The 25,141-nt window shown below is 61.1% G+C and carries 25 protein-coding genes; 8 read left to right on the top strand and 17 right to left on the bottom strand.

Annotated elements, in window-relative coordinates; all coding sequences use genetic code 11:
* Window positions 1-5 precede the first annotated feature (5 nt).
* The 10 genes from PPRO_RS07325 to PPRO_RS07280 all read right to left on the bottom strand — a co-directional run bounded on the left by PPRO_RS07325 (window position 6) and on the right by PPRO_RS07280 (window position 9,581).
* The gene (locus PPRO_RS07325; protein WP_011735380.1) at window positions 6-896 is read right to left on the bottom strand and encodes a DUF364 domain-containing protein; all 891 of its coding nucleotides are present in this window, start codon (window positions 894-896) and stop codon (window positions 6-8) included.
* Window positions 897-1,011: 115 nt separating this feature from the next.
* On the bottom strand, window positions 1,012-2,988 hold the full coding sequence (locus PPRO_RS07320) for a TonB-dependent receptor plug domain-containing protein (RefSeq protein ID WP_011735379.1): 1,977 nt from the start codon (window positions 2,986-2,988) through the stop codon (window positions 1,012-1,014).
* Window positions 2,989-3,031: 43 nt separating this feature from the next.
* Window positions 3,032-4,861, bottom strand: a complete 1,830-nt coding sequence (locus PPRO_RS07315) for a radical SAM protein (RefSeq protein WP_011735378.1) — start codon at window positions 4,859-4,861, stop codon at window positions 3,032-3,034.
* 3 nt (window positions 4,862-4,864) lie between these two features.
* Entirely contained in the window at window positions 4,865-5,488 is a 624-nt protein-coding gene (locus PPRO_RS07310; RefSeq protein WP_011735377.1) for a class I SAM-dependent methyltransferase, read from the bottom strand.
* 68 nt (window positions 5,489-5,556) lie between these two features.
* Complete coding sequence (locus PPRO_RS19420; protein ID WP_011735376.1) at window positions 5,557-6,354, bottom strand: energy transducer TonB; 798 nt, start codon at window positions 6,352-6,354, stop codon at window positions 5,557-5,559.
* A complete protein-coding gene (locus tag PPRO_RS07300) occupies window positions 6,351-6,731 on the bottom strand; it encodes an ExbD/TolR family protein (RefSeq protein WP_011735375.1) in 381 nt (126 codons plus the stop codon). Before PPRO_RS07300 ends, PPRO_RS19420 begins: the two co-directional genes overlap by 4 nt.
* The gene (gene exbB / locus PPRO_RS07295; protein ID WP_011735374.1) at window positions 6,712-7,146 is read right to left on the bottom strand and encodes a TonB-system energizer ExbB; all 435 of its coding nucleotides are present in this window, start codon (window positions 7,144-7,146) and stop codon (window positions 6,712-6,714) included. Before exbB ends, PPRO_RS07300 begins: the two co-directional genes overlap by 20 nt.
* Window positions 7,147-7,149: 3 nt before the next feature.
* Window positions 7,150-7,722 carry an FmdE family protein gene (locus PPRO_RS07290; protein ID WP_011735373.1) on the bottom strand — a complete coding sequence of 191 codons (573 nt, stop codon included), beginning with the start codon at window positions 7,720-7,722 and terminating at the stop codon, window positions 7,150-7,152.
* A gap of 42 nt (window positions 7,723-7,764) precedes the next feature.
* Complete coding sequence (locus PPRO_RS07285; protein WP_011735372.1) at window positions 7,765-8,559, bottom strand: ABC transporter ATP-binding protein; 795 nt, start codon at window positions 8,557-8,559, stop codon at window positions 7,765-7,767.
* Window positions 8,560-8,561: 2 nt separating this feature from the next.
* Window positions 8,562-9,581: a FecCD family ABC transporter permease gene (locus PPRO_RS07280; RefSeq protein WP_011735371.1), complete on the bottom strand. Its 1,020-nt coding sequence runs from the start codon at window positions 9,579-9,581 to the stop codon at window positions 8,562-8,564.
* 203 nt (window positions 9,582-9,784) lie between these two features.
* Here PPRO_RS07280 and PPRO_RS07275 point away from each other — a divergent pair, with 203 nt between their 5' ends.
* Entirely contained in the window at window positions 9,785-9,964 is a 180-nt protein-coding gene (locus tag PPRO_RS07275) for a hypothetical protein (protein ID WP_041532204.1), read from the top strand.
* 99 nt (window positions 9,965-10,063) lie between these two features.
* Here PPRO_RS07275 and PPRO_RS07270 read toward each other — a convergent pair whose 3' ends face one another.
* Window positions 10,064-10,504 carry a winged helix-turn-helix domain-containing protein gene (locus PPRO_RS07270; RefSeq protein WP_041532203.1) on the bottom strand — a complete coding sequence of 147 codons (441 nt, stop codon included), beginning with the start codon at window positions 10,502-10,504 and terminating at the stop codon, window positions 10,064-10,066.
* A gap of 120 nt (window positions 10,505-10,624) precedes the next feature.
* Between PPRO_RS07270 and PPRO_RS07265 the strand changes: the two genes are divergently transcribed.
* From PPRO_RS07265 to modC, 4 genes are all read left to right on the top strand, one after another.
* The gene (locus PPRO_RS07265; protein WP_041532202.1) at window positions 10,625-11,677 is read left to right on the top strand and encodes a substrate-binding domain-containing protein; all 1,053 of its coding nucleotides are present in this window, start codon (window positions 10,625-10,627) and stop codon (window positions 11,675-11,677) included.
* Between the two features lie 104 nt (window positions 11,678-11,781).
* Window positions 11,782-12,525: a molybdate ABC transporter substrate-binding protein gene (gene modA, locus PPRO_RS07260; protein ID WP_011735368.1), complete on the top strand. Its 744-nt coding sequence runs from the start codon at window positions 11,782-11,784 to the stop codon at window positions 12,523-12,525.
* Window positions 12,526-12,589: 64 nt separating this feature from the next.
* On the top strand, window positions 12,590-13,273 hold the full coding sequence (gene modB / locus PPRO_RS07255) for a molybdate ABC transporter permease subunit (protein ID WP_011735367.1): 684 nt from the start codon (window positions 12,590-12,592) through the stop codon (window positions 13,271-13,273).
* A 1-nt stretch (window position 13,274) separates the two neighbouring features.
* Window positions 13,275-14,360 (top strand): molybdenum ABC transporter ATP-binding protein, encoded by a 1,086-nt coding sequence (modC, locus tag PPRO_RS07250; RefSeq protein ID WP_011735366.1) that lies wholly within the window; start codon window positions 13,275-13,277, stop codon window positions 14,358-14,360.
* Between the two features lie 54 nt (window positions 14,361-14,414).
* Here the strand turns inward: modC and PPRO_RS07245 are convergent, their stop codons facing one another.
* Together PPRO_RS07245 and PPRO_RS07240 are read right to left on the bottom strand one after the other, a co-directional pair.
* Window positions 14,415-15,929 (bottom strand): B12-binding domain-containing radical SAM protein, encoded by a 1,515-nt coding sequence (locus PPRO_RS07245; RefSeq protein ID WP_011735365.1) that lies wholly within the window; start codon window positions 15,927-15,929, stop codon window positions 14,415-14,417.
* A 383-nt stretch (window positions 15,930-16,312) separates the two neighbouring features.
* Window positions 16,313-17,392: a GTP pyrophosphokinase gene (locus PPRO_RS07240; RefSeq protein WP_011735364.1), complete on the bottom strand. Its 1,080-nt coding sequence runs from the start codon at window positions 17,390-17,392 to the stop codon at window positions 16,313-16,315.
* A gap of 312 nt (window positions 17,393-17,704) precedes the next feature.
* Here PPRO_RS07240 and PPRO_RS07235 point away from each other — a divergent pair, with 312 nt between their 5' ends.
* The 3 genes from PPRO_RS07235 (at window position 17,705) to PPRO_RS07225 (ending at window position 21,607) form a co-directional block, all read left to right on the top strand.
* Window positions 17,705-18,937: a molybdopterin molybdotransferase MoeA gene (locus PPRO_RS07235; RefSeq protein ID WP_011735363.1), complete on the top strand. Its 1,233-nt coding sequence runs from the start codon at window positions 17,705-17,707 to the stop codon at window positions 18,935-18,937.
* Between the two features lie 100 nt (window positions 18,938-19,037).
* A complete protein-coding gene (locus PPRO_RS07230; RefSeq protein ID WP_011735362.1) occupies window positions 19,038-20,996 on the top strand; it encodes a molybdopterin biosynthesis protein in 1,959 nt (652 codons plus the stop codon).
* A gap of 182 nt (window positions 20,997-21,178) precedes the next feature.
* Window positions 21,179-21,607 (top strand): TOBE domain-containing protein, encoded by a 429-nt coding sequence (locus PPRO_RS07225; protein WP_011735361.1) that lies wholly within the window; start codon window positions 21,179-21,181, stop codon window positions 21,605-21,607.
* Between the two features lie 63 nt (window positions 21,608-21,670).
* Here PPRO_RS07225 and PPRO_RS07220 read toward each other — a convergent pair whose 3' ends face one another.
* The 4 genes from PPRO_RS07220 to PPRO_RS07205 all read right to left on the bottom strand — a co-directional run bounded on the left by PPRO_RS07220 (window position 21,671) and on the right by PPRO_RS07205 (window position 24,915).
* Window positions 21,671-22,513 carry a substrate-binding domain-containing protein gene (locus PPRO_RS07220; RefSeq protein WP_011735360.1) on the bottom strand — a complete coding sequence of 281 codons (843 nt, stop codon included), beginning with the start codon at window positions 22,511-22,513 and terminating at the stop codon, window positions 21,671-21,673.
* A 399-nt stretch (window positions 22,514-22,912) separates the two neighbouring features.
* Window positions 22,913-23,728, bottom strand: coding sequence for a DeoR/GlpR family DNA-binding transcription regulator (locus PPRO_RS07215; protein WP_011735358.1), 816 nt, complete (start codon window positions 23,726-23,728; stop codon window positions 22,913-22,915).
* A gap of 89 nt (window positions 23,729-23,817) precedes the next feature.
* Window positions 23,818-24,180: a hypothetical protein gene (locus tag PPRO_RS07210; protein WP_011735357.1), complete on the bottom strand. Its 363-nt coding sequence runs from the start codon at window positions 24,178-24,180 to the stop codon at window positions 23,818-23,820.
* 156 nt (window positions 24,181-24,336) lie between these two features.
* Window positions 24,337-24,915: a PAS domain-containing protein gene (locus PPRO_RS07205; protein WP_011735356.1), complete on the bottom strand. Its 579-nt coding sequence runs from the start codon at window positions 24,913-24,915 to the stop codon at window positions 24,337-24,339.
* Between the last annotated feature and the right edge of the window lie 226 nt (window positions 24,916-25,141).

Raw genomic sequence — 25,141 nt, 5'->3', positions numbered from 1 at the left:
CCTTTTCAGAAAGCGCCACCCAATCCCAGCTGGCACAGGCGCTCCACATTGAGCAGGTTGATCTTGCGCACGCACTCCTTGAACAACCGGTACCCCCCGCCCCCTTCGGCCAGGATGTCTAGGGCGCGGTCGCTGTCGCTGACCACCACCGTCCCCACCATGGCCACCCCGCGCCGGAAGAGCGGCTCGGGCACAAATCCGGCCGTCGGCCCGGCCACGGCGATGGCTGCATGGCGGGGAACCTGTCCGAGCAGTTCCCGGATGCTGTTGTTGGCGATGGCGGCCCCGGTGAATACGGCTGTTTCACAGCGGGAGAGAGTCTCGGCGGTCCGTTCCGGCGAAACGAAGGTTCCGTAGCCTTCCCCGGCCTCGGCGCGGGTCTCCTGCTTGTGGTCGATGATGGACACTCCGGCGGTGCCGACGTGCTTCAATTTCTTCAGCAGCGGGATGATGGCGCCCACCATGCAGATTCTCCGGTTGCGGAACAGGGACTGCACGCCGGACAGGTCGCCGGTTTCGTCCACGCGATAGCGGCCATCCTCCAGAAACGGAACCGAGAGGGCATTCAGGGTGGCCAGCCTGATGACTCCCGCGAATGGTCCGGGCACGTCGCCGGCCATGACCTGCGTGACGCCTATGCCGCGGATGAAGGGGGTTTTCCCATTCCCCTTCAGGATGCGGTTGCCGGCATTCCTGACCACGTCGGGAGGGGTGTAGGCAACCCCGCCGCAGCCGTTGGAGAGCTTCACCCCCACGAAGAAGACCCCCACCACCAACCGCTCCACGACCAGGTCGTCCAGGCCTGCGCCGTAGCGTGCACGCAGGGTATGCTCCGCCTCGTCCAGGATCACGCGGGAACTCCCTCCCCTGTCGCCGTTTTCACGTCTGCTTCTCATTCCTCTCCTTTCCGGATCGGCTGTATCGGATGCCTGAATGGTTCCGTTGCCTTGCGTTTATATCGTTAGCCAAAGAGCATGCGTTTGGTCCCACTCTTCAGCTCGCATCCGGTTATCAGAACGCCACTTCCATCTTGCCGCCCCAGACCATCCCCTGGTCCCGCCAGCCAGCTATGGTGACGTAGTGGTCGTCCAACAGGTTGCGACCGTACAGGGTTGCCCGGGCTTGGGCGCCACGCAGCGTAAAAGCGTAGCTCACATTCATATCCAGGCGTGTATAGCCCCCGGCAGGGCGGTAGACGCTGCCGGTGGAGAGGAAGTTGTTTTCGTAGGGTCCCACATAGTTCAGGATCAGATTGCTCTCCACCGCGTTGATCTTGTGGGAAAGGCGCAGGTTCACCATGTGATGCGGCTTGATCTTGTTGGTCGCACCGCGGTCGGTGGTGATATAGGAATAACCGGTGTTGTAGCCGAAGCCCCAGGGGAGAGCCCCCTTGCAGGAAAACTCGACCCCCTCGCGGATAACGTCGGCGGAGTCGTAGATATTGTAGGCGGTGGCGCCGCTTCCGCCGGTGGCGGCAGCATAGGCAAACTTGCGGATATCGTAGAGAAACAATGTGAGCGTGGGGTTGAAGGCGGGGTGGTAGTTGGCCTCGATCCCCAGCTCGTACTTGAAACGCTCCTCAGTATCCAGGTCCTTGCCATCAACCGTCGCCAGAAAAGAATCGGCATCCTGGCGCGTGTAGCCGAAGCGGGCCAGCAGGCGATGCATACGATCCAGCTTGTAGCTCCCCCCCAGGGAGAGGCTGATGGCGGGTTGCTGCCATTCGTCATTGATCATCTTGTTGCCGCCCAGAAGCGGTGAATACTTGTCCGACCCCTTTTCGATGAACTTGGCATCCACCCTGATTCCGCCATCCAGGGTCAGTCGATCGTTCAGGCGATACTCGTCGTGGAGATAGCCGGAGACCAGATCCTCCTTGCGCGCTATATTCTCGTAGAAGAACTGGCCGGTGGGGCTTTCCCAGCGGAATCCCTGCAGGCCGGCCACGAAACGGTTGTTCGCAGTGGCGGCCACATGCCAGAGGTGCAGCATGTCGCTCTGGTCGGCCTGGCTGATGTCATCGGGGGTCGCCTTGGTCGTGCGCAGCACTTCGTGGGCCGTGACACGGCCACGGGCATAGGAGAGTGAGGTGGTATGAACGTCGTTCCAGGGCTTGTGCAGATTGACGGAGAGTTGAAGGGATTTCATCGGATCGTAATACCAAAGCGCGTTAGAGGTGGTGCTCTCCTTAGTGGATCGCTGGATCTCCCGCCGGGAGTCGGCGAAGTAGACCATGAAGTCCGCCTTCAGGTCCGTAGCGTCGTAATTGCCGTTGGCCAGGATGGAGCGGGTGCTGGCGGCATTGTTCCAGCCGTCCCGGCCATCGGTACCGGAGACGGTTCCCACCAGGCGATAGGAGAGAGGCCCCTTCTTGTAGCCGTGGTAGAGCTGGAAGTTGCGGCTGTTGTGGCTGGCGTACTCGGCGATTCCACCAACCTCGAACCCCTTACCCCGCTTGGTGGTAATGACCATGAAGCCCTGGTTCGAACTTCCCTGGCCGGGGGTAGGGGCGTTGTCGTGGTTCACCGCCGGAGAAAAGGGGGTCAGCGGCCCCAGGGTGACGGCGGAACTGTCGCGCACGACACGGACCGACTCAATGGCGTCAACCGGAAACTGGGCCAGCATTCGCGATGCCTGGGACCAGGGGATATACACGCCATCCAGGATAACGCCCAAGGTATCGCCGCCACGCAGTTGCAGGGCATTCATCCCCTTGCGCCCCTGAAACGTGACCTGTGCCCCGGGGGAGAGCGCCGCGATGTCATAGATGCTGCTTGGCGCCACGGCACGGATATCCTCCCGGCTGAACTCCTCCACGGTGGCCGCCGCGCTCTCCGGCACGGTGAACGAGCTGTAGACCGGCTCCCGATCACGCGTGCCGGTCACTTCCACGCTGTCGACCTCCACGGTTTGCTCCTCCGCCATTCCCGCCTGAACCGTGGTCTCCAGGGCGAGCAGGGCCACCCCCGCCGCTACGCTCCATCTCATGCTGTTTCCTCCCCTTCCGGCTAACGCCGATGTTTTCATGTATTCATTGCACTGTTTGCGGCATGAGAGCCTGCTCCACCGACCCGCTCCCCCACTGCCAGTTCGCCGACGGTTTGCCAAAAGAGCGGTTCATTCCGGCCGGGGAAAAACCGGTTCCGTAGAACCTGCGGTAAAACTCCTCCGCTTCGGCCATAACATCCACCCGACAGAGCTCGGGATGGAGGGTGTGTGCCAAAAACAGCAGCCCCAGTATCCAGCGCGGCGTGCCGAAATCCCAACCGGGCGCCGGATGGGCGTAGATCCTGCGTTTCCGCACCGCCTGGGCGGTTATCCCCAGGCGGAGGCATTCGGCATAAAAATCATCCACGCTGCTGGAGATAAAGGCGGAGATAACCATAACCTCCGGGTCCAGTTCGTTGAGCTGCTCCACGGAAAGGCTTCGGCCGGGGCGGCCGGATGCCTCAAGGGCCCGGTTAACGCTGATCCCGCCCGCTGTTTCGGCCAGCTGGTTCTCCAGGCGACCGCCGCGCAGGTAGAAGAGCGGCGTGCCCATGGCATAGTAGACCCTCGGTCGATGACGCACCCCGGCCAGATCCTTTTCAACGCGCGCCACCTGCCGTTCCAGATAGACGGCCAGCCTCTCGCCCTGTTCGGCCACACCGGCAACGCTCCCGAAATGGCGCACCATGTCGATGTAGCAGCGGGGCTTCTGTATGGCCCGGTGAAAGCCGCCCATGTCACCGGCGCCAAGGAAATCTTCCCAGGCCCGCACCACCGTTGCCTTGCGGTCCACCCCCATGGCGATCAGCATCGCCTCGATGATCTCCAGTGCCCGCGTGAACGGGTATCCCCCCTCGAAGTCCCCCTCCTGGTAGACGGTGGCCGCCGGCGCTCCGACCATCTCCAGGCGGCGGAGACAGCGGGGACAGCGGTTATCCGGCGACAGTCCGGGGCAGGCATCGAGAAATTTGGCCCCCATGGGACCGTAGAAGTCCCGCCTGATCAGGATCTCGCCGCAGCCCGGGCAACGGGTGTGCAAAAGCTCCGTGCCAGGTGAGTTGAACAGGTAGACGTACTCCAGTATCCCCTTAAGCCCGGCGCAGAACTCCTCGGCCTGGCGTATGGATGGCTCCCGGGAGATCTCGGCCCCCTCCAGGGGGATGAAGCGCATCACCTGCAGGGGAATGGTCGGCGAGATGCCAGCCAGATGGCGGGCCAGATCACGCACTTCCTCCATATTGCCGGTGTGCATGATGCAGGAGACCTCCACATGAACTCCTCCCGCGTGGAGAGTTTTCAGGTTACGCAGGACCGGCTGCACGCTCGCCGCGCCACAGGCGGCATAGGCCTGATCGGAAAAGCCCTTGAAGCCGATATTGATGAAATCCAGGTGCGGCAGCAGCGCGGCCAGGGACGACTCGGTAAAATAGGCGTTGGTCGAGCACCCCATGAGCAGGCCGTGGGAGCGAGCCAGGGCCGCCACCTGGATAAAACTGGGCAAGCCGGCCAGGGGGTCGTTCATCAGAAAGGCGATCCCCACGCAGTCGTTGTCCAGGGCCTTGCAGACCACCTCTTCCGGCGTCAGCCGTTGCAGGGCACTGCTGGCAGGGGACATCTCCTTGACGATGACGGTGGAGATGCAACCGGGACAGTCGAAGTTGCAACCGGTGCTGCTGATCTGGAGGAACTTTGACCGGGGGTGGAAGTGGAGCATGGGCATGGTTTCGATGGAGATGGGGCAGGCCACCAGGTACTGGTTTGGATAACGCTCCACGATACCGCCATCTTGCTCCCCATAGCGCCCGCACGCCCCCAGGCCGCCGGTGGATATGACACAGCTCCTCTCGCACACTTCGCAACGCAGCTTTTCCATATTCTATTTCCTCACGATGATCCAGAGCCCGGCTGCCTCGCTCTGTTCTACCCTGAAATCGGGTATCCCGGCACAACGCAACTCATCCTCGAAGGCCCGGGGCGCCTGAGGTCCCAGGTTCCTGGCCACCTTCTCGCGCCACTGGCCGTTATCCCCTGACCTGGCCTCCATGCGCCGGGTGATCTCGTCCTTCAGCTCGGGCGATCCGAAGCCGCCGCCGATATAGCTCATGCCGCCGGGAGCCAGAACCCGGTATATCTCCCGGAACGCCGGTACCCGGTCCCAGAAGAAGAGCGAGCCGCGGCTGATGACCAGGTTGACCGAGCGGTCGGGAAGCGGGATTGACTCCGCATTCCCCTCCAGAACATCCCCCCTGTTTTCCAGGCCGTTGGCCGCCAGATTGGCCCGTACGATCTCCAGCATCTCCCGGGACTGGTCCAGAAAATGGAAACGAAGGTCGGTGACGCGCGCCAGGGCGAGCCCCAGGTAGCCGCCGCCACAGCCCATATCCAGGCAGACCCCTTCGGTGATGCCGGTGTGTTGAACAACCTGGGAGGCAATAACGGGATAGACCGGAGCGAACACCTCCCGGGCCAGCTGATCGAATGAATTCACGTCCATCTGCATTGGTTGATTCCTTTCGTAAAATGTGTGCGATTCGAGAATCCGCATGAGGTGCGAACGGCTCTTGCATTTCAATCCAGCCGGTAGACGATGGGGATGCGCAGTTCGGCCTTGACCGGCGGCCTGGGGAAGGGGGACACATCCCTGATGGTGTCGATCACGTTATTGTCCAGAAGGTTATGGCCGGAACTGGCGACTACCCGCTCGTTACTGACTTTTCCGGATTCGTGGATGATGAAGGTCACCACCACCTTGCCGGCCCAGCCGAATTTCCGCGCCCGCGCCGGATAGGAGATATTCTTCTGGATCAGGTCCCTGATGTAGGCGAAGTGCTCCCTCAGGTAGCGGTTGCGCAACTGCTCGGCCGTTGCTCCGCCACCGCTGCCCCCTCCGGTTTCGCTCCCCGAACCGCCGCCTCCATTGCCCCCACCGCCGCTTCCGCCGCCGGGCGGAACGCTCCCCACCCCGCCCGGAGAGCCCGGGGGGCCGTCGGGAACGATCGCCCGTGTCTGCCCCTCGCCCTGGGCTGTTGCAACGGCCTCGCGTTTCTGGGGTGCGACGATGGCCGCCGGGCCGTTCTGCTCCAGGGCCGTCCTGGGGGCGGACCGCGGTGCGACAGGGGCAGGCGGCAGAGGCGCCACTGCCCGGGGCCGGGGCGCCGGGTTGGATCGTGCGGCCGGCCGCGGCGCGGCTGGCCCTGCCGGCAATGGGCCAGGAGCACCGACAGGAGCAGCTCCCGATGAGACGTCAAAGTCGATCACCACCGGAGCGCTCTGCCAGGCCGAGGAACTGCTCACCGCATAGAGGGAGGAGAGCAGCGCGCCATGGATCAGGAGCGACAAGCAGAGAGACTTCCGCTGTCTGTTCATTGCCGACTCTCGGTCTGTAGGCTGACCCGGCTGAAACCGCAGCTCTTGACCGTGTCCAGCACATCCACGAATCCCTGCAGGGAGATGTCCCGGTCGGCCCTGATCAGGAAGGGGGTGGCCCGGTCAAGCGGCCGCAAGACCGTAGCCAGCGCAGGCATGGTCAGGATATGGCCGTCGAAGATGACGGTACCGTTCACGTCCACCTGGATGGTCCTGGTCTTGATGACCTCCTGATTGCTGCGCGAGGCCTTGGGGAGATTGACCGGGATGCCGCCGCTGGCGATGAAGGTGGAGGTGGTCAGCACGATGGTCAGGAGCACCAGCATGATGTCCACGAACGGGATGATGTTGATGTAGTCAAATTCCTTTTCTTCCATTCATGATCTCCCATCTGAACATGAGCACCTTGACCCGCCGCAGCAGCAGGTTGTAGAGGACCGTGGAGGGGATGGCCACGCACAGCCCGGCCGCGGTGGCCTTCATGGCCAGGGCCAGGCCGACCATGACCTTGGAGGTGTCCATGAACCCCTCCCTGCCCATGGTGGCGAAGGTCAGCATGATCCCCAGCACCGTGCCCAAGAGCCCCAGATAGGGGGCGTTGCTCCCCACCGTAGCGATCAGGTGCAACCGCGAGGTCAGCTCCAGCTCCAGGGATTTCTTGTCCTGATAATCGTTCAGTTCAATCCGCCGGTAGGTCAGATAGCGTTCGATGGCACAGCTGACGGCAACGACGCTCAGCAGCGCCAAAAGCGAAATCACGCCGTAATCCACGAGATTTTTGAGCCAATCCATAGCCTATTCCCCCGCCTGGTAGTAGGCGCCATGGGCACAGGAGACGCAGAGCGGACCGGCGCTCTCCTCCTCAGCCATGATATCCTTGGCGTCGAACACCTTCTCGCCGCAGACCGCACAGCGGACGATCCGTTCCGGCTTGCCCGGAAGCTGTTCCTTCTTCAGGCTGACCCTGACCCGATTCCAGAAGAGCAGTTCCTCATCGGCCAGGGTCAGAACCCGATCCTTCATGTCATCCTGTTCACCCTCAGGGGGTGTCTCCTCATGGTCCACCGGTTTAAGTCCGACCCGGTAGGCAAGGTCCTTCTTCAGGTTGATGAAGGTGGCCGCCATCTTGCCGTAGTCGACAAACTTCAGGCTGCGCCTTCCCAGGCGGGTGCCGGTGGCCATCAGCACCGCATCGGCGATGCAGCGGTCGTTTTCAACGAAGACGATCAGATCCTTCTGATCCTCCGCCCCGATCAGCTCCAGCCCTTTCTTGGCGATGCGCACCCCCAGGGACTGGCCGGCGCAAAAGTGGCCGTGGTATTCCACACAACGCTCCAACACCTCATGAACATCCGTAATCTGAACCATCAATGATTCTCCTTCCCGTGGCCTGACGCGTTCGTCGGCCAATCAGTGTGTATTCGAGGCCGCTCCCAGCCTGCTGGGCACGCATACCCTGAAGTTCTCTTTCAGGCTATGGATGTCCACCTCCCTGCCGTACAGGGAGTACAGGTTCTCTCGGGTAATGGTCTCGTCCGAACTGCCGTTGGCGATAATGTTTCCCTCTTTCATCATCAGCACCCGGTCCGCCACCCAGAGGGCGTGGTCGGGGAAATGGGTCGATTTTATGAAGGTGTACCCCTCGCTGCTCAGGTTGACCAACTCCTCCAAAAGCCGGATCTGGTTGCCGTAATCCAGGCCGTTGGCTGGCTCGTCGAAGATGAAGGTGTGGGCCCCCTGGGTCATGGCCCGGGCGATCAGCGCCAGTTGCCGTTCGCCGCCACTGATCTCCGTATAGGGCCGATCCTCCAGGTGCAGGATGGAAAGTTTCTCCAGCGCCTCCCTCGCCATGCGCAGGTCATCCCGACTGAAACGGGCAAAAAAGGGCTTGTGCGGCATCCTCCCCATCAGCACCACGTCGATCACCCGGTAGGCAAAGGAAGCCCGGTGGAACTGGGGCACATAGGCGATGCTGCGCGCCAGGGTCTTGCGGTTGATGGAGGAGAGTTTCTTCCCCTCGAAACGGACCGCGCCGCCCTCCTTCGGGTGGTGCAGCCCCAGCAGGAGTTTCAGCAGAGTGGTCTTGCCGCATCCGTTGGGACCCAGGAGCGACACGATCTCGCCTTTGCGGATTGAGAAGGAAACGTCGTGAAGCACCGTCCTCGTGGAATAGCTGAAGGTGATGTTGTCAGCCTGAAGCAGCATGATTAGCCCCATCCTTTCCGTGCGTTTTTCAGCACCAGCGCGAAGAAGGGAATGCCCACCAGGGAGGTGACGATTCCCAGGGGGATTTCGACGCTGAATATCAGCCGGGAGACATCATCCACCACCACCAGGTAGATGGCGCCCAGAAGCGCCCCCACCGGCAGCAGCAGGCGATTGTCCGGGCCGGTGAGCATGCGGGCGATGTGCGGCACGATCAGCCCGACCCAGCCGATCATCCCCCCCAGCACCACGGTCAGGGCGCTGATCAGGGTGGCGAAGAAGATCAGGGTCATGCGGATCAGGCTGACCCTGACACCCAGGGTCGTGGCCTCGTCATCCCCCATGCTGAGGATATTCAGATAGGGGGAGAGGACGATAATGGCCAGTATGCCCAGCCCGATGGGGATCGAGACCACCAGCACCGTCCTGATGTCCACCATGCTGAGTCCTCCCATCAGCCAGTAGACGATGGCGGGAAGCTGGTTGTAGGGATCGGCCAGGTATTTGACGACGGAGAGCAAAGAGGTGAACAGGGCGCCGCTGATGATGCCCCCCAGGAGCAGCATCAGCATGCGGTCGCCATGGTACAGCCGGGCGACCCCCACGGAGAGCAGCACCGCCAGCAGGCCGAACAGGAAGGAAGACACCTGCACCACCAGCCAGTCGCCGGAGACGATCATGCCCAAGGCCGCGCCAAAGGAGGCGCCGGAGAGCACGCCCAGCAGGCTGGGAGAGACCAGGGGGTTGATGAACATTGACTGGAACGCGGCACCGGAAACGGACAGGGCCGCACCGATCAGCAGGGCGGCCAGGATGCGCGGCAGACGGATCTCCACCAGGATATTGCGCAACAGGGCGGCTCTCTCGCCATCCAGGGAGCCGGCACCGCACAGGGAGAGCAGGTAATCACCCAGTTCCGCAAGGCCCACAGGGTATTTGCCCAGGGTCAGCGACACCAGCACGGTAAGGCAGAGCAACAGTACGAGTCCCGATATCCAGAGTGTATTTTTCACGGTTTGCATTGTCTCCCGTTGTCCTTCGCACCTAAGACTGTCCCACAAAGGTTTACTGTTTTCCCCAGGGGAGGAAAAAAGGCTGCCGCCGCGGAAGGCGGCAGCCACGTCAAGCATTGCAAGAGAGAGATGAAAAAGGTATTCGTCCCGCTTCGCCGGCAGTAATCTCCGGCATGCAATGAGCGCCGATTGAAAACGTTGTGGATACAAAAATGGCCAACGGAGTCGGACACACGTTGGCCTTGGATAACCTCGGTATTCATAACTTCCAGATCAGGGGGGATGCCGTTGTTTTCGGCGAAATCCCCGGCTCCGCCACCCGTGGCCTCATCGCCACGGGGAAGCAGGAGCAAACAATTACATGTGATGTTCGTATTCAGTTTCTCGATTAGCCTTGATCTTCAGCCAGCAGCGGTGCAGTGCAAAGTTCCCCTTTTTCAAAGGGGGGGAGCATTGGCTTCGAGTAAGCTGAAGATGAGCGCTAATCGGATTCAGTTTTTATCAGTAATCCGGGCCGCGCCCCTCGTTTCCGTGATCAGTCGGGAGACGATCATCTTCCCCTCCTCGCTCAGAAGGGTGACACCGCCCATCGTGCCGATACCCAGGCGGTACACCAGCGGCGGACCAGAGAGGCGATTGATCGCCATGACCATGTCCCAAGCATCCTTGAAGCTGATACCGAGCTCCCGGGCAGCCATACCGATGGAGCCAAGCTCATGAATCCTGACCATCAGATTGAGCTGCTCTTTCCCCAGAAGAAGGTTTGTCGTACGGAGAGCGTCTGCCTCATCTCCGGCTCCAACCTGGTCAGTGCCATCTTCCCGCTGACCGGCTTCAGAAATGTGCAGCGTTGATTCCCTGCTCACCGCGTGTCCCCCCACACCTCCTCCCGATTTTCCCGACTGCGCGTCATCATGGGAAAGCAGCGTCATTGATGCGCTCCTCTTTTTTTCTTGCAATAGACAGAATACTGTCATAAAAACCTAAGACACGTCACGATGCTGTCACAAAAACCCAGGGAGCGACAGAATACTGTCACACACTCTATTATCATGTCAAGAGAAGAAATTCCTCTCAGCAATCACATCAAGAAGTTCCGGGAAGAGCGGGGCTGGTCACAGCAGGAACTGGCCGAACGGGCCGGACTCTCCCGCGCCGGAGTCAGCGCCATAGAAACCGGCAAGCTGGTGCCCTCCACCGTGGCTGCCCTGGCCCTGGCCAAGGTATTCGCCTGCCCGGTGGAAGAGCTCTTTCAGGTGGGCGGACAGGCGGAACTGCACTGGGCCTGGCCTCCCCTGCAGGCGCCCTGCCGCTGCTGGCGCGCCATGGTCAGCAACAGGCTGCTGCTTTACCCGGTGGAGCACTCCCCCCTTGGCATGGTGCCCCACGACGGGGTTTTCCGCGAAGGAAGGCTGTTCGAAAACCCCTTCAGCGACCCCTACCGCACCCTGGTCATGGCCAGCTGCGACCCGGCGGCCGGCCTCCTGGCGGCGGAATACGCCCGCTCCACCCCCTACCGGATGCTGGTGCTCTCCCGGCCAAGCCGCACTGCACTGGAGCTGGTCAGGGACGGACTGGTGCACGTGGCCGGCCTGCACCTGGCACGAAGCACCAGCCCGGAGGAGAACAGCAAGGCGGCGCGGGAGATCCTGGATGTTCCGTTCACCCTGCTGCGCCTGGCCGACTGGGAGGAGGGACTGGTTCTTGCCCCGGGACTGGGGCTGAGCAGCGTGCGTCAGATCCTGGAGGCCAACATCCGCTGGATCGGGCGTGAAACCGGATCGGGCGCACGCCAGGTACTGGATGACCTGCTGCAGGGGGGAAAGATCTCCCCGACCATGATGGCCAGGGATCACCTGGGAGTGGTGGAGGCCATCCGCGCCGGCTGGGCAGAGGCTGGCATCTCGGTGAGGCTGGTGTCGGACGAGGCCGGACTGGACTTCATCTCCCTGCGGGAGGAGGCCTTTGACCTGTGCATCCCAGGGACGCAGGCAGACGACCCCCGTGTGCGGGCCCTGGTGGATGTTGTTCGCTCCTCGCCGCTGAAGAACATGCTGAAAGAACTGCCGGGGTATGATGTCAAATCAACCGGAGAGTTGAGTTGAAGGCCGGGACTGGAAAATGGGGACCGGCAACGAAAGCCGTAGCCAGAGACAGGATGGTCGCCCCTTGGGCATATTCAACACCATAGAAACGAGGAGAAAAAGAGATGAAACCTGTGTTCAAGCTGTGTCTGACTGTGCTCTGTCTGCTGTCGCTGGCCGCTCCGGCCCTGGCCGGTGAGGTACACCTCTCCGTGGCAGCCAGCATGAAGGATGTTATCAACGAACTGTCCGCCACCTACGCCAAGAGCCATCCCGGGGTGACGTTTCTCAAGAATTACGGCGCCTCCGGCGCCCTGGCCAAGCAGATTGAAAACGGCGCACCCGCCGATCTCTACGTCTCTGCCAACATCAAGTGGATGGAATACCTGAAGGGCAAGCAGACGGTCGACAGCGCCAGTGAGACCACCTTTGCCTACAACTCTCTGGTCTTCGCCGGAACAACGAACCAGGCATCATCGCTGCAGGATCTAACCAAACTGAACCGGATCGCCATCGGCAGCCCCAAGAGCGTTCCTGCCGGCGAATATGCCACGGAAGCGCTGAAAAAGGCCGGTCTGGACAAGCAACTGGAGAAGAAACTGGTCATGGCCAAGGATGTGCGCGAATGCCTGATGTACGCAGAGCGGGGCGAGGTTGACGGCGCCTTCGTCTACCGCACCGACGCACTGCAGGCCAAACAGGCCAAGATCCTCTTCACGGTCCCCCAGAATCTCTATCCGCGGGTGACCTACCCCATGGCCCTGACCCTGACCGGCGCGAAGAACAAAGATGCGGCCGGATTCTTGCATTTCCTGCGGAGCAAAGCCGCCAAGCCGGTCCTGACCAAGTACGGGTTTGACGTAAAGTAAACCGAAGAAAAAAGGCCGTGACTGGTGACCGGTCACGGCTTCTCCCCTCGCCTAAAGGAACTTCATGTTTTCACTGACATCGGCGGACATCGATGCCATCCGCCTCTCCAGCCAGGTTGCCGTGGCGGCGACGCTTCTCTCACTCCCCTTCGCTTTTGTAGCCGCCTACCTGATCACCTTCGTCAAATTCAGGGGAAAACTGCTGCTGGAGGTGCTGGTCAACCTCCCCCTTACCCTTCCGCCGGTGGTGGTGGGCTATCTGCTGTTGCTGCTCCTGGGCAGAAACGGCTGGCTGGGGAGCCTGCTGGACACTATGGGCATCCGGATCATCTTCACCCTCAAGGCCGCCATGATCGCCTCGGCGGTGGTCGGTTTCCCCCTGATGGTGCGCTCCCTGCGCATCGGCATGGAGTCCATCGACCCACAGCTGATCAGGGCCTCGCGAACCCTGGGGGCACGCTGGTACGACACCCTGCTGACCGTGATCCTGCCGCTGTCGCTGCCGGGACTTTTGGCCGGCTCGTCGCTCATGTTCGCCCGCAGCCTGGGGGAGTTCGGCGCCACCATCATCGTGGCCGGCAACATACCCGGAGTGACCCAGACCCTGCCACTGGCCATCTACGAATACGCAAGCTCACCCAGCAGCGAGGACATGGCCCTCTCCCTCTGCCTGGTATCAGTCGTCCTCTCCCTGGCGGTCCTTGCCCTGCATGAGCTGATCCGTAAAAAACTGACCTGGAAGTCGTGACATGAACCTGAGCATGATGCTAACAAAGCGTCTCAACGATTTTACCCTCGCGGCCGATTTCAGCGTGGAGGGTAACCGCATCGGCATCTTCGGCAAATCGGGCGGGGGCAAATCGACCCTGGTCAATCTGCTGGCCGGTCTGCTGACGCCGGACGACGGTGAGATCGTTCTGGACGGCACCTGCCTGTTCAGCGCCTCCCGGAAGATCAACCTCCCTCCCGAACGGCGGCGCATCGCCATGGTCTTCCAGCAGCACTGCCTGTTCCCCCACTTAAGCGTCAGGAAGAACCTGCTCTACGGCTTCAAACGCTGCCCGTCCGAGTTGCGCACCATCGACTTCCACGACTTGGTGAAACTGCTCAAGATCGACAAACTGCTGGACCGCGGGGTAACCAACCTGTCCGGCGGAGAGAAGCAGCGGGTGGCCCTGGGGCGGGCCATCCTGGCCAATCCGCGCCTGCTGCTGATGGACGAGCCGCTGTCTGCCCTGGACGACACACTCCGCTTCCAGATCATCCCCTACCTGAAGAGCGTCAGCGAGCGCTTCGACATCCCCTACCTGTTCATCTCCCACTCAATGGTGGAGATGCGCCTGATGACAGAGACGGTACTGGTGGTGGAAAAGGGGCGCATAGCCGAGCAGAGTTCCAGCGAACAACTGGCCCGCAACCGCATGGGGCAGAGTCCGGTCGGCTTCATCAACCTGTTGGAACTGGAGGGGATGGTTGAGCGGGACGGCCTGTGCGTCTATCGCTGGCCAGGGGGCGAGTTATACCTGTCAGGCGGCAACTGCGATACCCCTGCCGGCCTGTTCGAGCTGTCGTCAAAGGACATCATCATCTTCAAGCGGCACCCCGAGGCGATCAGCGCCCGCAACCTGCTGGAATGTCGCGTATCCTCCCTGTTCGAGAGCGGGGCCAAGATCGGGATCGAGCTGGAATGCGATGGGGGCAAGCTTCTGGCCGAAATCGTTCCCGAGGCTGCCCGGGAGCTGGATATCCGACAGGGGAGCCTCGTGCACGCCGCCTTCAAGGCATCGGCCTTCCGGCGACTGTCCTCTTGCGAGTCACGCCGGAATAGTGACTGATGCCTGGCCGTCGTCCATGCACGGGTATCTGCGATGCGCGGCACGACCGGCATATCATTCAGGCCGTCCCACCGCCAGCGAACGTTCCGCCCCTCTGATCTTTTCCGCGACCTTCCTGAAGTGGAACCCGTAAATGGCATAGGTTATGGCCAGCGGGAAAAGCCGCGGCTTTCTGAAAAGAGACCAGAAGAAGAGTTTCCAGAAATAGTACCTTTCTTTGCCGATCACCCCCAGCAAGAGGATCGACTTGAAAAGCGCCCCCACATACCCCGGCTGGAGGTTGAATTTTCCCGGCAACGGCCGGTACTCCCTGAAGAGCCTGATTACCCTCTGATAGTAGTTCCTGGGAGAGTAGATGGTGTCGAGAATGGTCCGGTAGCCAGCGATGAGTTTCTTTACCTCCATCCGGGGAATGAAATTGAGGGTGACTGCCGTGTTGTTGCCGGTGGCTTCTCCCAGCAGGCGCCCCTCCCGCTGCAGGCGCTGGTAGAGCCTGGTGCCGCGCAGGGCGATCAGCACTCCCACCATGGCGGTGACGATGCCGCTCTCCTGGATGAAGCGAATCTGACGGTCGAAAACCGACGGCGGGTCGCTATCGAAACCGACGATAAATCCGCCGTGCACCTGCAGGCCGGCCCGCTGGATATGTTGTACCGAGGCCAGCAGGTCGCGGTTCCTGTTCTGGACTTTGCCGCTCTCGGCGAGGCCCTCTTCGAGGGGGGTTTCGATGCCGATGAAGACCTCCTGAAACCCCGCTCTGACCATCAGTTCCATGAGCTGTCCGTCATCGGCAAGGTCGATGGACGCCTCGGTATAGAAGTAGAACGGGCGACCCCGTTCCTCCATCCAGTCGATCATGGCGGGGAGCAGTTCCCGCTTCAGTTTCTTCCGGTCGCCGATGAAGTTGTCGTCGACAAAGAAGATCGCCCCGCGCCACCCCCACACATAAAGGCTCTCCAGCTCCGCGAGCAACTGCGGAAGCTGCTTGGTGCGCGGCGTGCGCCCCAGCAGGGCGGTGATGTCACAGAACTCGCAGTCGAAGGGACAACCCCGCGAGTACTGGACGTTCATGGCGGCGTAGTCCCGGATATCGACCAGCTTCCAGAGCGGGATGGGAGTATCTCTCACGTCAGCCCGCCGTTCGTCGGCATAGATATGCCGCGGCTCTCCTCTCGACAGATCATCCAGAAAGGGTGGCAGGCTAAGCTCCGCCTCGCCCAGCACAAGATGATCCACATGGGGGAAATCCTCATGGCAAGCGGTAAAGAGGGGGCCGCCGGCAACGGTTTTCACCCCTCGTTGCCGACAGCGCTCGATTACCTCCTGGGCCGATGTGCGCTGGATGGACATGGCGCTGATGAAGACGCAATCCGCCCATGCCAGGTCATCATCGCAAAGTGGGCGGACGTTCATATCAACGAGCCTCTTTTCCCACGCTCCGGGGAGCATGGCAGCCACCGTCAGCAGCCCCAACGGCGGAAAACTTGCCTTCCTGTCGATAAATCTCAGGGCGTGGCGGAAGCTCCAGAAGGTGTCGGGATAGAGGGGATACACGAGGAGAATCTTCATATGTGGACTCCCGTAACAGGGTAACGCGAGGGGTCACCGGTAACAAACTTTGAAGCGGCAGGTGGGGGTGGAGGGAACGCATCAGGGTTCTTTCGCCGCGCTTCCCGGCGAAACCGAAGCGTGAACAGCCGGTATCATCCAAGCCCTTCAGGGTTTTCGGCTGGAGCGCACTAAAGCCCGGGAAGTGCGGAACGAGCCTGTCCGCGTGATGGGAGGGAGCACCGCCTGCCCTATCAGAATCAAGTGTACAGCCGTACCGAAAGAAATACTGCACCGTGAATGTAATTTTTGTGTAAAAGGACGGCAGCCGCGGAGGCCCCGTCCATCTCCCGCCAAAGAGCGGGATCAGCGGCAAGAAAGACAAAACGGAAACGACAGGTGATCTACGGTTTCCTCCGGATGTCGTCCAACCAGACTGAAAAGCGTTCTCTCGCCCCCCTGGACAGGATACGTACGAAGGTTTCCTGATCGTAGAGATACAGGCAGTGCCTGATGGAGGTGTAGTGGCTGAAGGTTTTGTCGGGGTTCTCAGTCATGAAATGGTCGCGATACTCCCTGACGGTTTTCAGGTTCTCGGTCAGACAGGTATGCAAATCCGATTTCTGAAAACTGCTGTCCAGTTTCAGAATATCATGGACGAAGTCGTCGACCTTATGCTCCTCGAATTCGAAATCCCTGAAGAAGTGCCCTACGATACGCATGAAACTAAAGGCGTTTACGGCTTTCTGGCTTGACGTTGCCCCAGCCGTTCCCCTCTCATCGGAGGAGCCGTCAGCCTGATCGCTTATCAACGCCACCGTCGCCTCCTGCATCAGTTCCGCAGTGGCGATGCGTATCTCCTTGAACTCCCGGTCGGCCAGTTCAAACAGGGCGGAGAGGACATTGATCCTGCGCTTGAGATCAATGGGGATCGATTTTTTGTATTTGATCTTGTGGTCCAGCACGCTCCAGGCATCCTGGATCAATGACCTGATCTGCACCTCAAAGGAAAGACGCGCATAGGGAAGGTATTTCGGTTTTGCAGCCATTGTATCGTTCAGGGCCAGATCCATGTGCAACCCCTTGTAGCCGAAGTAGTCCTCGGTGCTCTCCACGGCCGATATCTTGTCGGTGATATCGAGGACCCTGAAATGCCGTTGCAACAGTTCCGTCAGCACGGAAATCTGATCTTCATAGAGGCAGACAATCCGTACGCCGATCAGGTCTGACATGAAATCCTTGATTTCATAGGGCTGCTCATCGGATTCCAGCCTGCTCTGGTATTTGCGATGAAATTTCTTGATACACTCATCTCTGTCCTTGACCCGGCCTTCGATTTTTGTAACCTCGCCCACATCGGACCGTTTGATCAGTGAACCGATGATGCGCATATAGGCGTTCTTGGCATCAGTCAAAAGTTTCCGATTGCTTTCATAATATGTTTCGAAAGCATCTTTTTCGCGTTCAAAATTCAGGGAAGGCATGGTTGGCTCCTTATGCGGCGATGTGCCGTGAAGGGTGTTGTTCCCGTGCACTTTTGCAAAGAAGGCAGCCGGAGTCAAGCCTTTGGCGGACAGGGAAACAACGATCCCCGCGCAGCGGCAGATGAGCCCTGCGGGGAATGGCGGCTCTACGGCACGAAAATTCTTTGCATCAGACGCAGCTGTGCTACAATCTGGCGCCCTCTTCTCCCCCCGGCTTCAAGGGGGCGGGAAACCCGGAACCACCGCCCATGCCTCCCGGGGAGGGGCGCAGCCCGAACCAGATATCCCGAACACGAGGAGCAAGGAGTCCCGATGCCTGAAATGTTTACGGTGCTTCCCCCCGCGGATGCGCTCAGACTCTTGTTCGACCAACTCCCCCCGGAGATCCGGCTGGAAACGGTTTCCACTCTGGAGGCCCTCGACCGGGCCCTGGCGGAGAACCTGCTGGCCCCCTCATCCCTCCCTTCCTTTCCCCGCTGCACCATGGACGGCTATGCCGTGCTCGCCGAAGACACCTTCGGCGCAAGCGAATCTCTGCCGGCATACCTGACCCTGATCGGCGAGGCGCCCATGGGCCGGGCCTGCCCCCTGACGGTGGCTTCCGGCCAGGCGGTCGCCGTCTACACCGGGGGCATGCTCCCGGCTGGCGCCGATGCGGTGGTGATGGTGGAGCGGACACAGAAACTGGACGATGCCACCATCGAGGTGCTGCGCTCCGTGGCAACGGGCGAAAACCTGGTCGAGGTGGGAGAGGACGTCAGGGAGGGAGATTCCCTGTTCCAGGCCGGGCACCTGCTCAGGCCCCAGGACCTGGGCGGCCTGACCGCCCTGGGCATCACCAGCCTTAAGGTGGCTGCCCGTCCACGGGTGGCGATCATCTCCACCGGCGACGAGGTCATCCCTCCCGACCGGAGCCCCGCCCCCGGCCAGATACGGGATGTGAACAGCTACACCATCTCGGCCCTGGTTTCCCGGGCAGGCGGCATCCCGCTCCAACGGGGGATCATCCCCGACGACTTCGATGCGCTGCTCTCTGCGGCCAGATCGGCACTGGAAGAGGCAGACTGCCTGGTGGTCTCGGCCGGTTCATCGGTTTCCACCCGCGACCTGACGGCGGATGTAATCAACAGACTGGGCGCACCGGGCGTGCTGGTGCACGGCATCGCCCTGCGGCCGGGCAAGCCGGCCATCCTGGGCGTCTGCGACGGCAAGCCGGTGATCGGCCTGCCGGGCAACCCGGTCAGCGCCATGGTTGTGGCTGACCTGTTTCTGGGTCCCCTGCTGCGCAGGATACAGGGGGTAGGCCACGCGCCTCTGCGGCGGCGCGTGGGAGCGACGCTCACCCACAACATCCCCTCGGCGCCGGGGCGCGAGGACTACGTTCAGGTCAGGCTGGCCGACCGGGACGGACGGCTGTGGGCCGAACCGGTCTTCGGCAAATCCAACCTGATCTACACCATGATCAACTCCGATGGCATGGTATGCGTACCGCTCAACTCCAGCGGACTGTACCGGGACGAAACAGTCGAGGTTGAGCTGTTCTAATTCAGCCATGCGTTGACGATCGGATCCGCAGCGACGCATTGCAACGCGTCGCTGCGAAGAAACGTGCAATGGGCATGATATCCAATGGCAGGAGACGGCAATGAGCAAGAGCAGAAATTTTTTTCTGGAAAACATACCGCTGGACGAGGCCTGGAGCCGCTTCATCACGGCCATGGAGGAGGTCTGGGCATGGGACGAGATGCCCGGCGAGGAGGTAGCCGTCGACGAGGCCCTGGGCCGCGTGACCGCCAAACCGGTCTGGGCGGAGCTTTCCTCTCCCGCCTACCACGCCAGCGCCATGGACGGCTATGCCGTGCGTTCCACCGATACCATCGGCGCCATGGAGACGGCGCCCAAACGCCTGGCGATCGGCCCGGCCGGCCCGGCAACCTACGTGGATACCGGCGACCCGATTCCGGCCTGGGCCGATGCCGTGATCATGATCGAGCAGACCCAGCACATCGACGAACCTGACGGCGGCGAATCAATCGAGATCCACGCCGGCGTCGCCCCCTGGACGGCAGTCAGGCCCATGGGCGAGGACATGGTGGCCACCGAACTGGTGCTGCCGGCCAACCATCTGCTGAAACCGGTGGACCTGGGCGCCCTGGCGGGATGCGGTCACGCCTTCGTCAACGTGCGCCGCAAGCCGCGGGTGGCGGTCATCCCCACCGGCACCGAACTGGTGACGGTGGAGCAGGCCCGCCGCTGTGGCCTGAAGTCGGGGGACATCATCGAATACAACTCGCTGGTGCTCTCCTCCCAGGTGCGCCAGTGGGGCGGCATTCCGACCCGCTACCCGGTGGTGCCGGACGATTACGAGCTGATCAAGGCAACGGTGCTGGAGGCGGCCGCCGAGCACGACCTGGTGCTGGTCAATGCCGGCTCGTCGGCGGGGAGCGAGGATTTCACCTCCAGTATCGTGGTGGAGCTGGGAAAACTGCTGGTTCACGGAGTTGCGGTACGCCCCGGCCACCCGGTCATTCTCGGCATGATCGCCGGCTTCAACAGGCCGGTGATCGGCATTCCCGGCTATCCGGTTTCCTGCGCGCTGACCGGAGAGACCTTTGTGGAGCCGCTCATCTCCCACTGGCTCGGGTTGCCGCCACGGGAGCAGCCCCGGATGCAGGCCTCCATCACCCGCAAGCTGCTCTCCCCCATCGGCGAAGACGAAACGGTGCGCGTTACCGTGGGGCGGGTGGGCGAGCGGGCCGTGGCAGCACCACTGTCGCGCGGGGCCGGCGTGATCACCTCCTTGGTTCGCGCCGACGGGATCGTGCGCATACCGCGCTTTTCCGAAGGGGTGGAGGCGGGTCAGGAGGTTACGGTGGAACTCTACCGCACTCCGGCCGAGGTCGAACGCACCCTGGTGCACATCGGCAGCCACGACCTCTGCCTGGACCTGTTGGCCCAGTACCTGGCCGATTCCGGCCGCCGCTTCACCAGTGCCAACGCCGGCAGCCTGGGAGGCCTGATGGCGCTGAAACGCGGGGACGCCCATCTGGCGGGCGCCCACCTGCTGGACCCGGCCACGGGGGACTACAACGTCTCCTACATACAGCAGTACCTGCCCGGTCTGCCGGTGGTGCTGCTGACCTTCATGCACCGCCAGCAGGGGCTGATCGTCCCGCCGGGCAACCCCAAGGGGATCGGAGGGCTGGCGGATCTGACGCGGGAGGGACTGCGTTTCGTCAACCGCCAGCGCGGTGCAGGCACGCGGGTGCTTCTGGACTACCACCTGGGCAAGCTGGGAATCGCTCCCCAGCAGATACTGGGGTACAAACGGGAGGAGTACACCCACATGGCGGTTGCCGTGGCGGTCCAGTCGGGGTTGGCCGACTGCGGCCTCGGCATTGCAGCCGCCGCACGGGCGCTGGAGCTGGACTTCATCCCCCTGGAGATGGAGCGCTACGACCTGGTGATCCCCCGCATCCACTATGAAAGCGACCTGCTCCGTCCGCTGCTGGAGCTGATCAACGGCCAGGAACTGCGCCGGGCCGTTGCCGAACTGCCCGGCTACGACACCAGCCACATGGGGGAGATCGCCGGCCAGTGGTAGGCGCTTTGACGTTTCTCTGTAACACATGGCCCCAAGGGGCACCAGACAACAGCTCTGCCATCAAAATCGTTCATTTTTGACACAATTATTAAAACCATTGCTTTTTCAAGGAAAGAGCCGTACGGTATTCCGTCTGTGATGGCACACATCATCAACTATTTTATTACGTTGCGGGAGAGAACATGAAAATCAGTGCGAGAAACTGTCTGGCAGGAATTGTGGCAGGCGTAAAAAAGGGCGCGGTCAACAGCGAAGTAATCCTCAACCTGAAGGGCGGTTCCTCCATCGCGTCGGTTATCACCAATTCAAGCGCCGAAAGCCTCGGCTTGAAAGAGGGTAAAGAGGCTTTCGCCATCATCAAGGCCAGCAACGTCATCATCTGTGGGGATATGCAGGGCGTCAAGATCAGCGCGCGCAACCTGCTCTGCGGCAAGGTAACCAAACTGGTCGAGGGCCCGGTAAGCGCCGAAGTGGGCGTGGACGTGGGCAACGGCACGGTCCTGACCGCCGTCATCACCAACGAGAGCGCTACAAACCTGGGACTCACGGTGGGCAGCACCGTCAGCGCCATGTTCAAGGCGCCCAGCGTCATCATTGGCGTGAAAGAATAGCGCTCCTTACCGCCTCCCGGAGCCTATTCGGGAGGCGGTTTCACCCCTTCCCGCCAATCCCCGTCAGTTGCCTTCCCCTTGTTTCTCCCCCGCATCCGGTACAAAAAGCGGCTGGCCGAATCTCTCCATACCAAAACCGGCAATGACTCTCTGTGTTTTTTGAGATGCCATGAAATCGGCAAAGGCCTTGGCGCCGGCCGCGTTCACCCGGGGCCACCTGGCGGCATTGACCTGGACCACCTGATAGCTGTTCAGTAGGCCGGGATTTCCTTCCAGAAGAATGACAAGTTCCAGTTTCTTTTTCAGCGCCAGGTAGGTGGCTCGATCGCTCAAGGTATAGGCTTTCCTCTCGTCAGCGACGAAGAGGGTCTGCCCCATGCCGAGTCCGGTGGTTCGCTGATACCACTTCCGGTCATGGGGTGATACGCCCGCGGCCTTCCAGAGCTCCATCTCCCTGACATGGGTACCTGAGTCGTCGTGACGGGAGAGGAAGGGCGCCTTGCCGGCCGCGATCTTCCGGAATGCCTCGATACCGTTTCGGGAACCGCGCACCCTCGCCGGGTCAGACGCAGGGCCGACCACCACGAATTCGTTATGCATGACCGGCTGACTGGCACTGCCGCCCCCCTCCGCCATGAATCTATTCACCGCCTCAGGGGAGTGCACCAAGAGCACATCCACCTCACCCTTCCGCGCCATTTTCATGGCCTGCCCCGAACCAAACGCAACGGTTTTGACGACATAGCCGCTCTCCTTCTCGAAAAGCGGGATAAGAACATCCAGCAGCCCGGAGTCCTGGAGGCTGGTGGTGGTAGCCAGCAGCAGGCCCGGGGGTGAGGCCAGAGCCGTGGACAAAAGCCCGCCAAGGGCCAGTGCTACCGTGAATGTGATCAAGCGGAACAGCATCCTGAATTGTTTCACACAAGGTTCCTTTCGTCAGCAATTTCGCGGAGCTCTCACCACCCTGGCGGAACGAGCCATGTCCGATTGTACGGCATGCGACAGCGACACGGAGTTGGGAGAGACAGCCGGAAAGAGTATAGCGGAAAAGAGCGGTCAGGAAAGCGTCCCGGCAAAAAAAGGGGTGTCATGGCGGGCTGGGCCAACAAATGGAAACAAAACGAACAAAGTCCCATGATCCCCCTTCTCCTGGATCACGGAGCTTTGTCATTTTGAATATCCACTCCCCCTTCCGGTGGGACGGTCTTCAAAAACGGGTTCTAGCGAAAAACGCCCCCCGATCATTCAACGGCCTGTGCTGGGCCCAGAGGGAGACGGGCAGCATTTCAGGCGACAAGGCAACTGTCAGGCAACCAGCACCTGGACTCCCAGCAACTCCAGGTCGCGCAGGGGTTCCCTGGGCAGGGTGCGGTCAAGGATCAGGATGTCGGCCCGCTCCAGGGGAGCGACCTGTACCTCGGCAACCCGACCGAATGCGCCGTTGCCGGCCATGACAACGACCTGCCCCCTGGTCTGCTCGATCATGGCCCGCTGAAAGTCAGCCTCGGCAAAGCAGGAGCTGGTAATGCCCTCAGCCATGCTGATCCCGTCCGCGGCAAGAAAGGCCCTGGTGGGGTGGATCTGGCGGATCATCTGCATTGTCAGCGGCCCCTCCAGGGAGTTGGAGTCCCGCCGGAGTTCTCCCCCCAGCAGCACAAGTTCCGCCTTTTTACCCCGCACCTCGTCGATGGCGCCGATGTTGTTGGTGTAGATCCTGACCGGCATCTCCGGATCCAGGTAGCGCAGGAGATGCAGTGCCGTGGTGCCGCAATGGAGCAGGATCGAATCGTTGGGTGCGATCAGGGAGGCGGCCTTGCGACCGACCAGGTCCAGCAGATCCACAAATTCCTTCAGGCGGCTCTCATAGCCGTTTTCGTAGCTCACGCGCTCATGGCGATACACCGCGCCGCCATGGGTGCGCTCCAGAGCCCCCTGTCGCTCCAGCGCCTCCAGGTCGCGGCGGATGGTCATCTCCGACACGCCCAGCTTTTCACTTAATTCCGTAACCCGTATGGTGACCCGCTCCCGCAGCAGTTCCCGGATGCGCAGATGCCGCTCAGCCGGCAGCAGATTATTGTTCTCGTAGGGGGGGGACGTTTGACTGTTTCCGGCTATGTCCATGGTTCCGTTGTCTGTCCTTTACGATTTTTTCTATAAAAGCGTTCATCCTCCGGCATGTATCCCGTCTCCGGCCCTGGTAATGGCCCGGCTCAGGCCTTGTCCGTACTCTCCATCTGCGGGGTATCGCACCCCACACTCCGGTTGTCGCAGACCGGCTGCGCGCCTGCCCTGCGTCTGCACAGCTTGAGTTGCTGTTCCAGATTCATGATCGTCGTCTGCAGTTTCACCAGTTCCTCCAGGCTGGGCATGCGCGCCACTTCCTGGCGCAGAGCCTCGTGGCGCCCCAGCAGGTCCAGATATTTCTGACCGATCTCCTTGAACCGTTGCTCCAGGTCATCGCGCTCGTAGGTCAGCGACTGTATCAACTGATTCTTGATCGTAAGCACCGCCTGAAGTTCCTCCACATCGTTCGTTTGCAGTGTCGAAACGGTTTCACGGGGTCGATCATGCATAGGGCAGACCTCTTTCATGCGGGGTATGGAACAGACCGTTCCCGGCCATGCTGGCCGCGGAACCGGTGGCCGGCTTATGACGGAGTCGCGCCCCCCATCCGCCTTGGCGGCCGAGGAGCGGGATGAAATCGGGAAGCGGTGTGTGGGCCGGCGCCATTACGAGCTGCCGACCTTCTGCTTCAGTTTAGCCAGAATACGCGAAAACTCCTTTTTGATCCGGTCATTCTCCGCGGATGATTCGAGTTTTTCCATGCGTCGGCCAAGGGCTGCCAGCGGTTTGAACAGGTCTCGTACCATGAATTCGCTCAACTGGTCCGACTGCTGTTCAGCCTCGACACGCCTGGAAATATCGCGCGCAACGCAGATCACGCCAAAAATGTCTCCACCCTGGTCAAACCAGGGGAATTTGGTGACGGACACCGACACGCTCTTGCCGTCGGGATGGGTGATCGTTTCGCGGATATCGCGGATGGCACGCCTGTTGGTCATGACCCACAAGTCGTCGCACAGCGATTTGGCCGCTTCCTTGGGCGGAAGCAGGTCCCGGTCGGTCTTCCCCTTCATCTGGGCAGCGGTCAATCCGTAGTGTCTGGCCTTTTCGTTGCTGACAGAGACGAACTGCCCCCCCGTAAAGCCGCCCTTTTCATCCCTGAAGTATTCCTTGAACACGATGGAGTCGGAGGAGTACTCCATCAACGCGTAAAACATGAGCAGATTCTGTATGATTTGTCCCATATCCAGCCCACCTCCCGCACAGTTGTGTGACTATACATTCAACGCGGTAAAATGACACAAAAAAAACGAAGGTAACGCCTGTCCGACGCACATTCCCGCTTCCCGTTTCAGTTCCGGCCAAAGCAGCGCGCTATGTTCCGCCTGCCGGACAAATAGGCCGCCGAACGGGCGCGCCAGGAGAAATCCTTTGCGGATGACGGGGGAAGAGCTTTCTGCTATGGTGCCT

Origin of the sequence: Pelobacter propionicus DSM 2379 (assembly GCF_000015045.1) — a bacterium.
GTDB classification, from domain to species: Bacteria; Desulfobacterota; Desulfuromonadia; order Geobacterales; family Pseudopelobacteraceae; genus Pseudopelobacter; species Pseudopelobacter propionicus.
The sequence above is the reverse complement of the archived record's forward strand: the minus strand, read 5'-3'. Positions and strand labels throughout refer to the sequence as shown.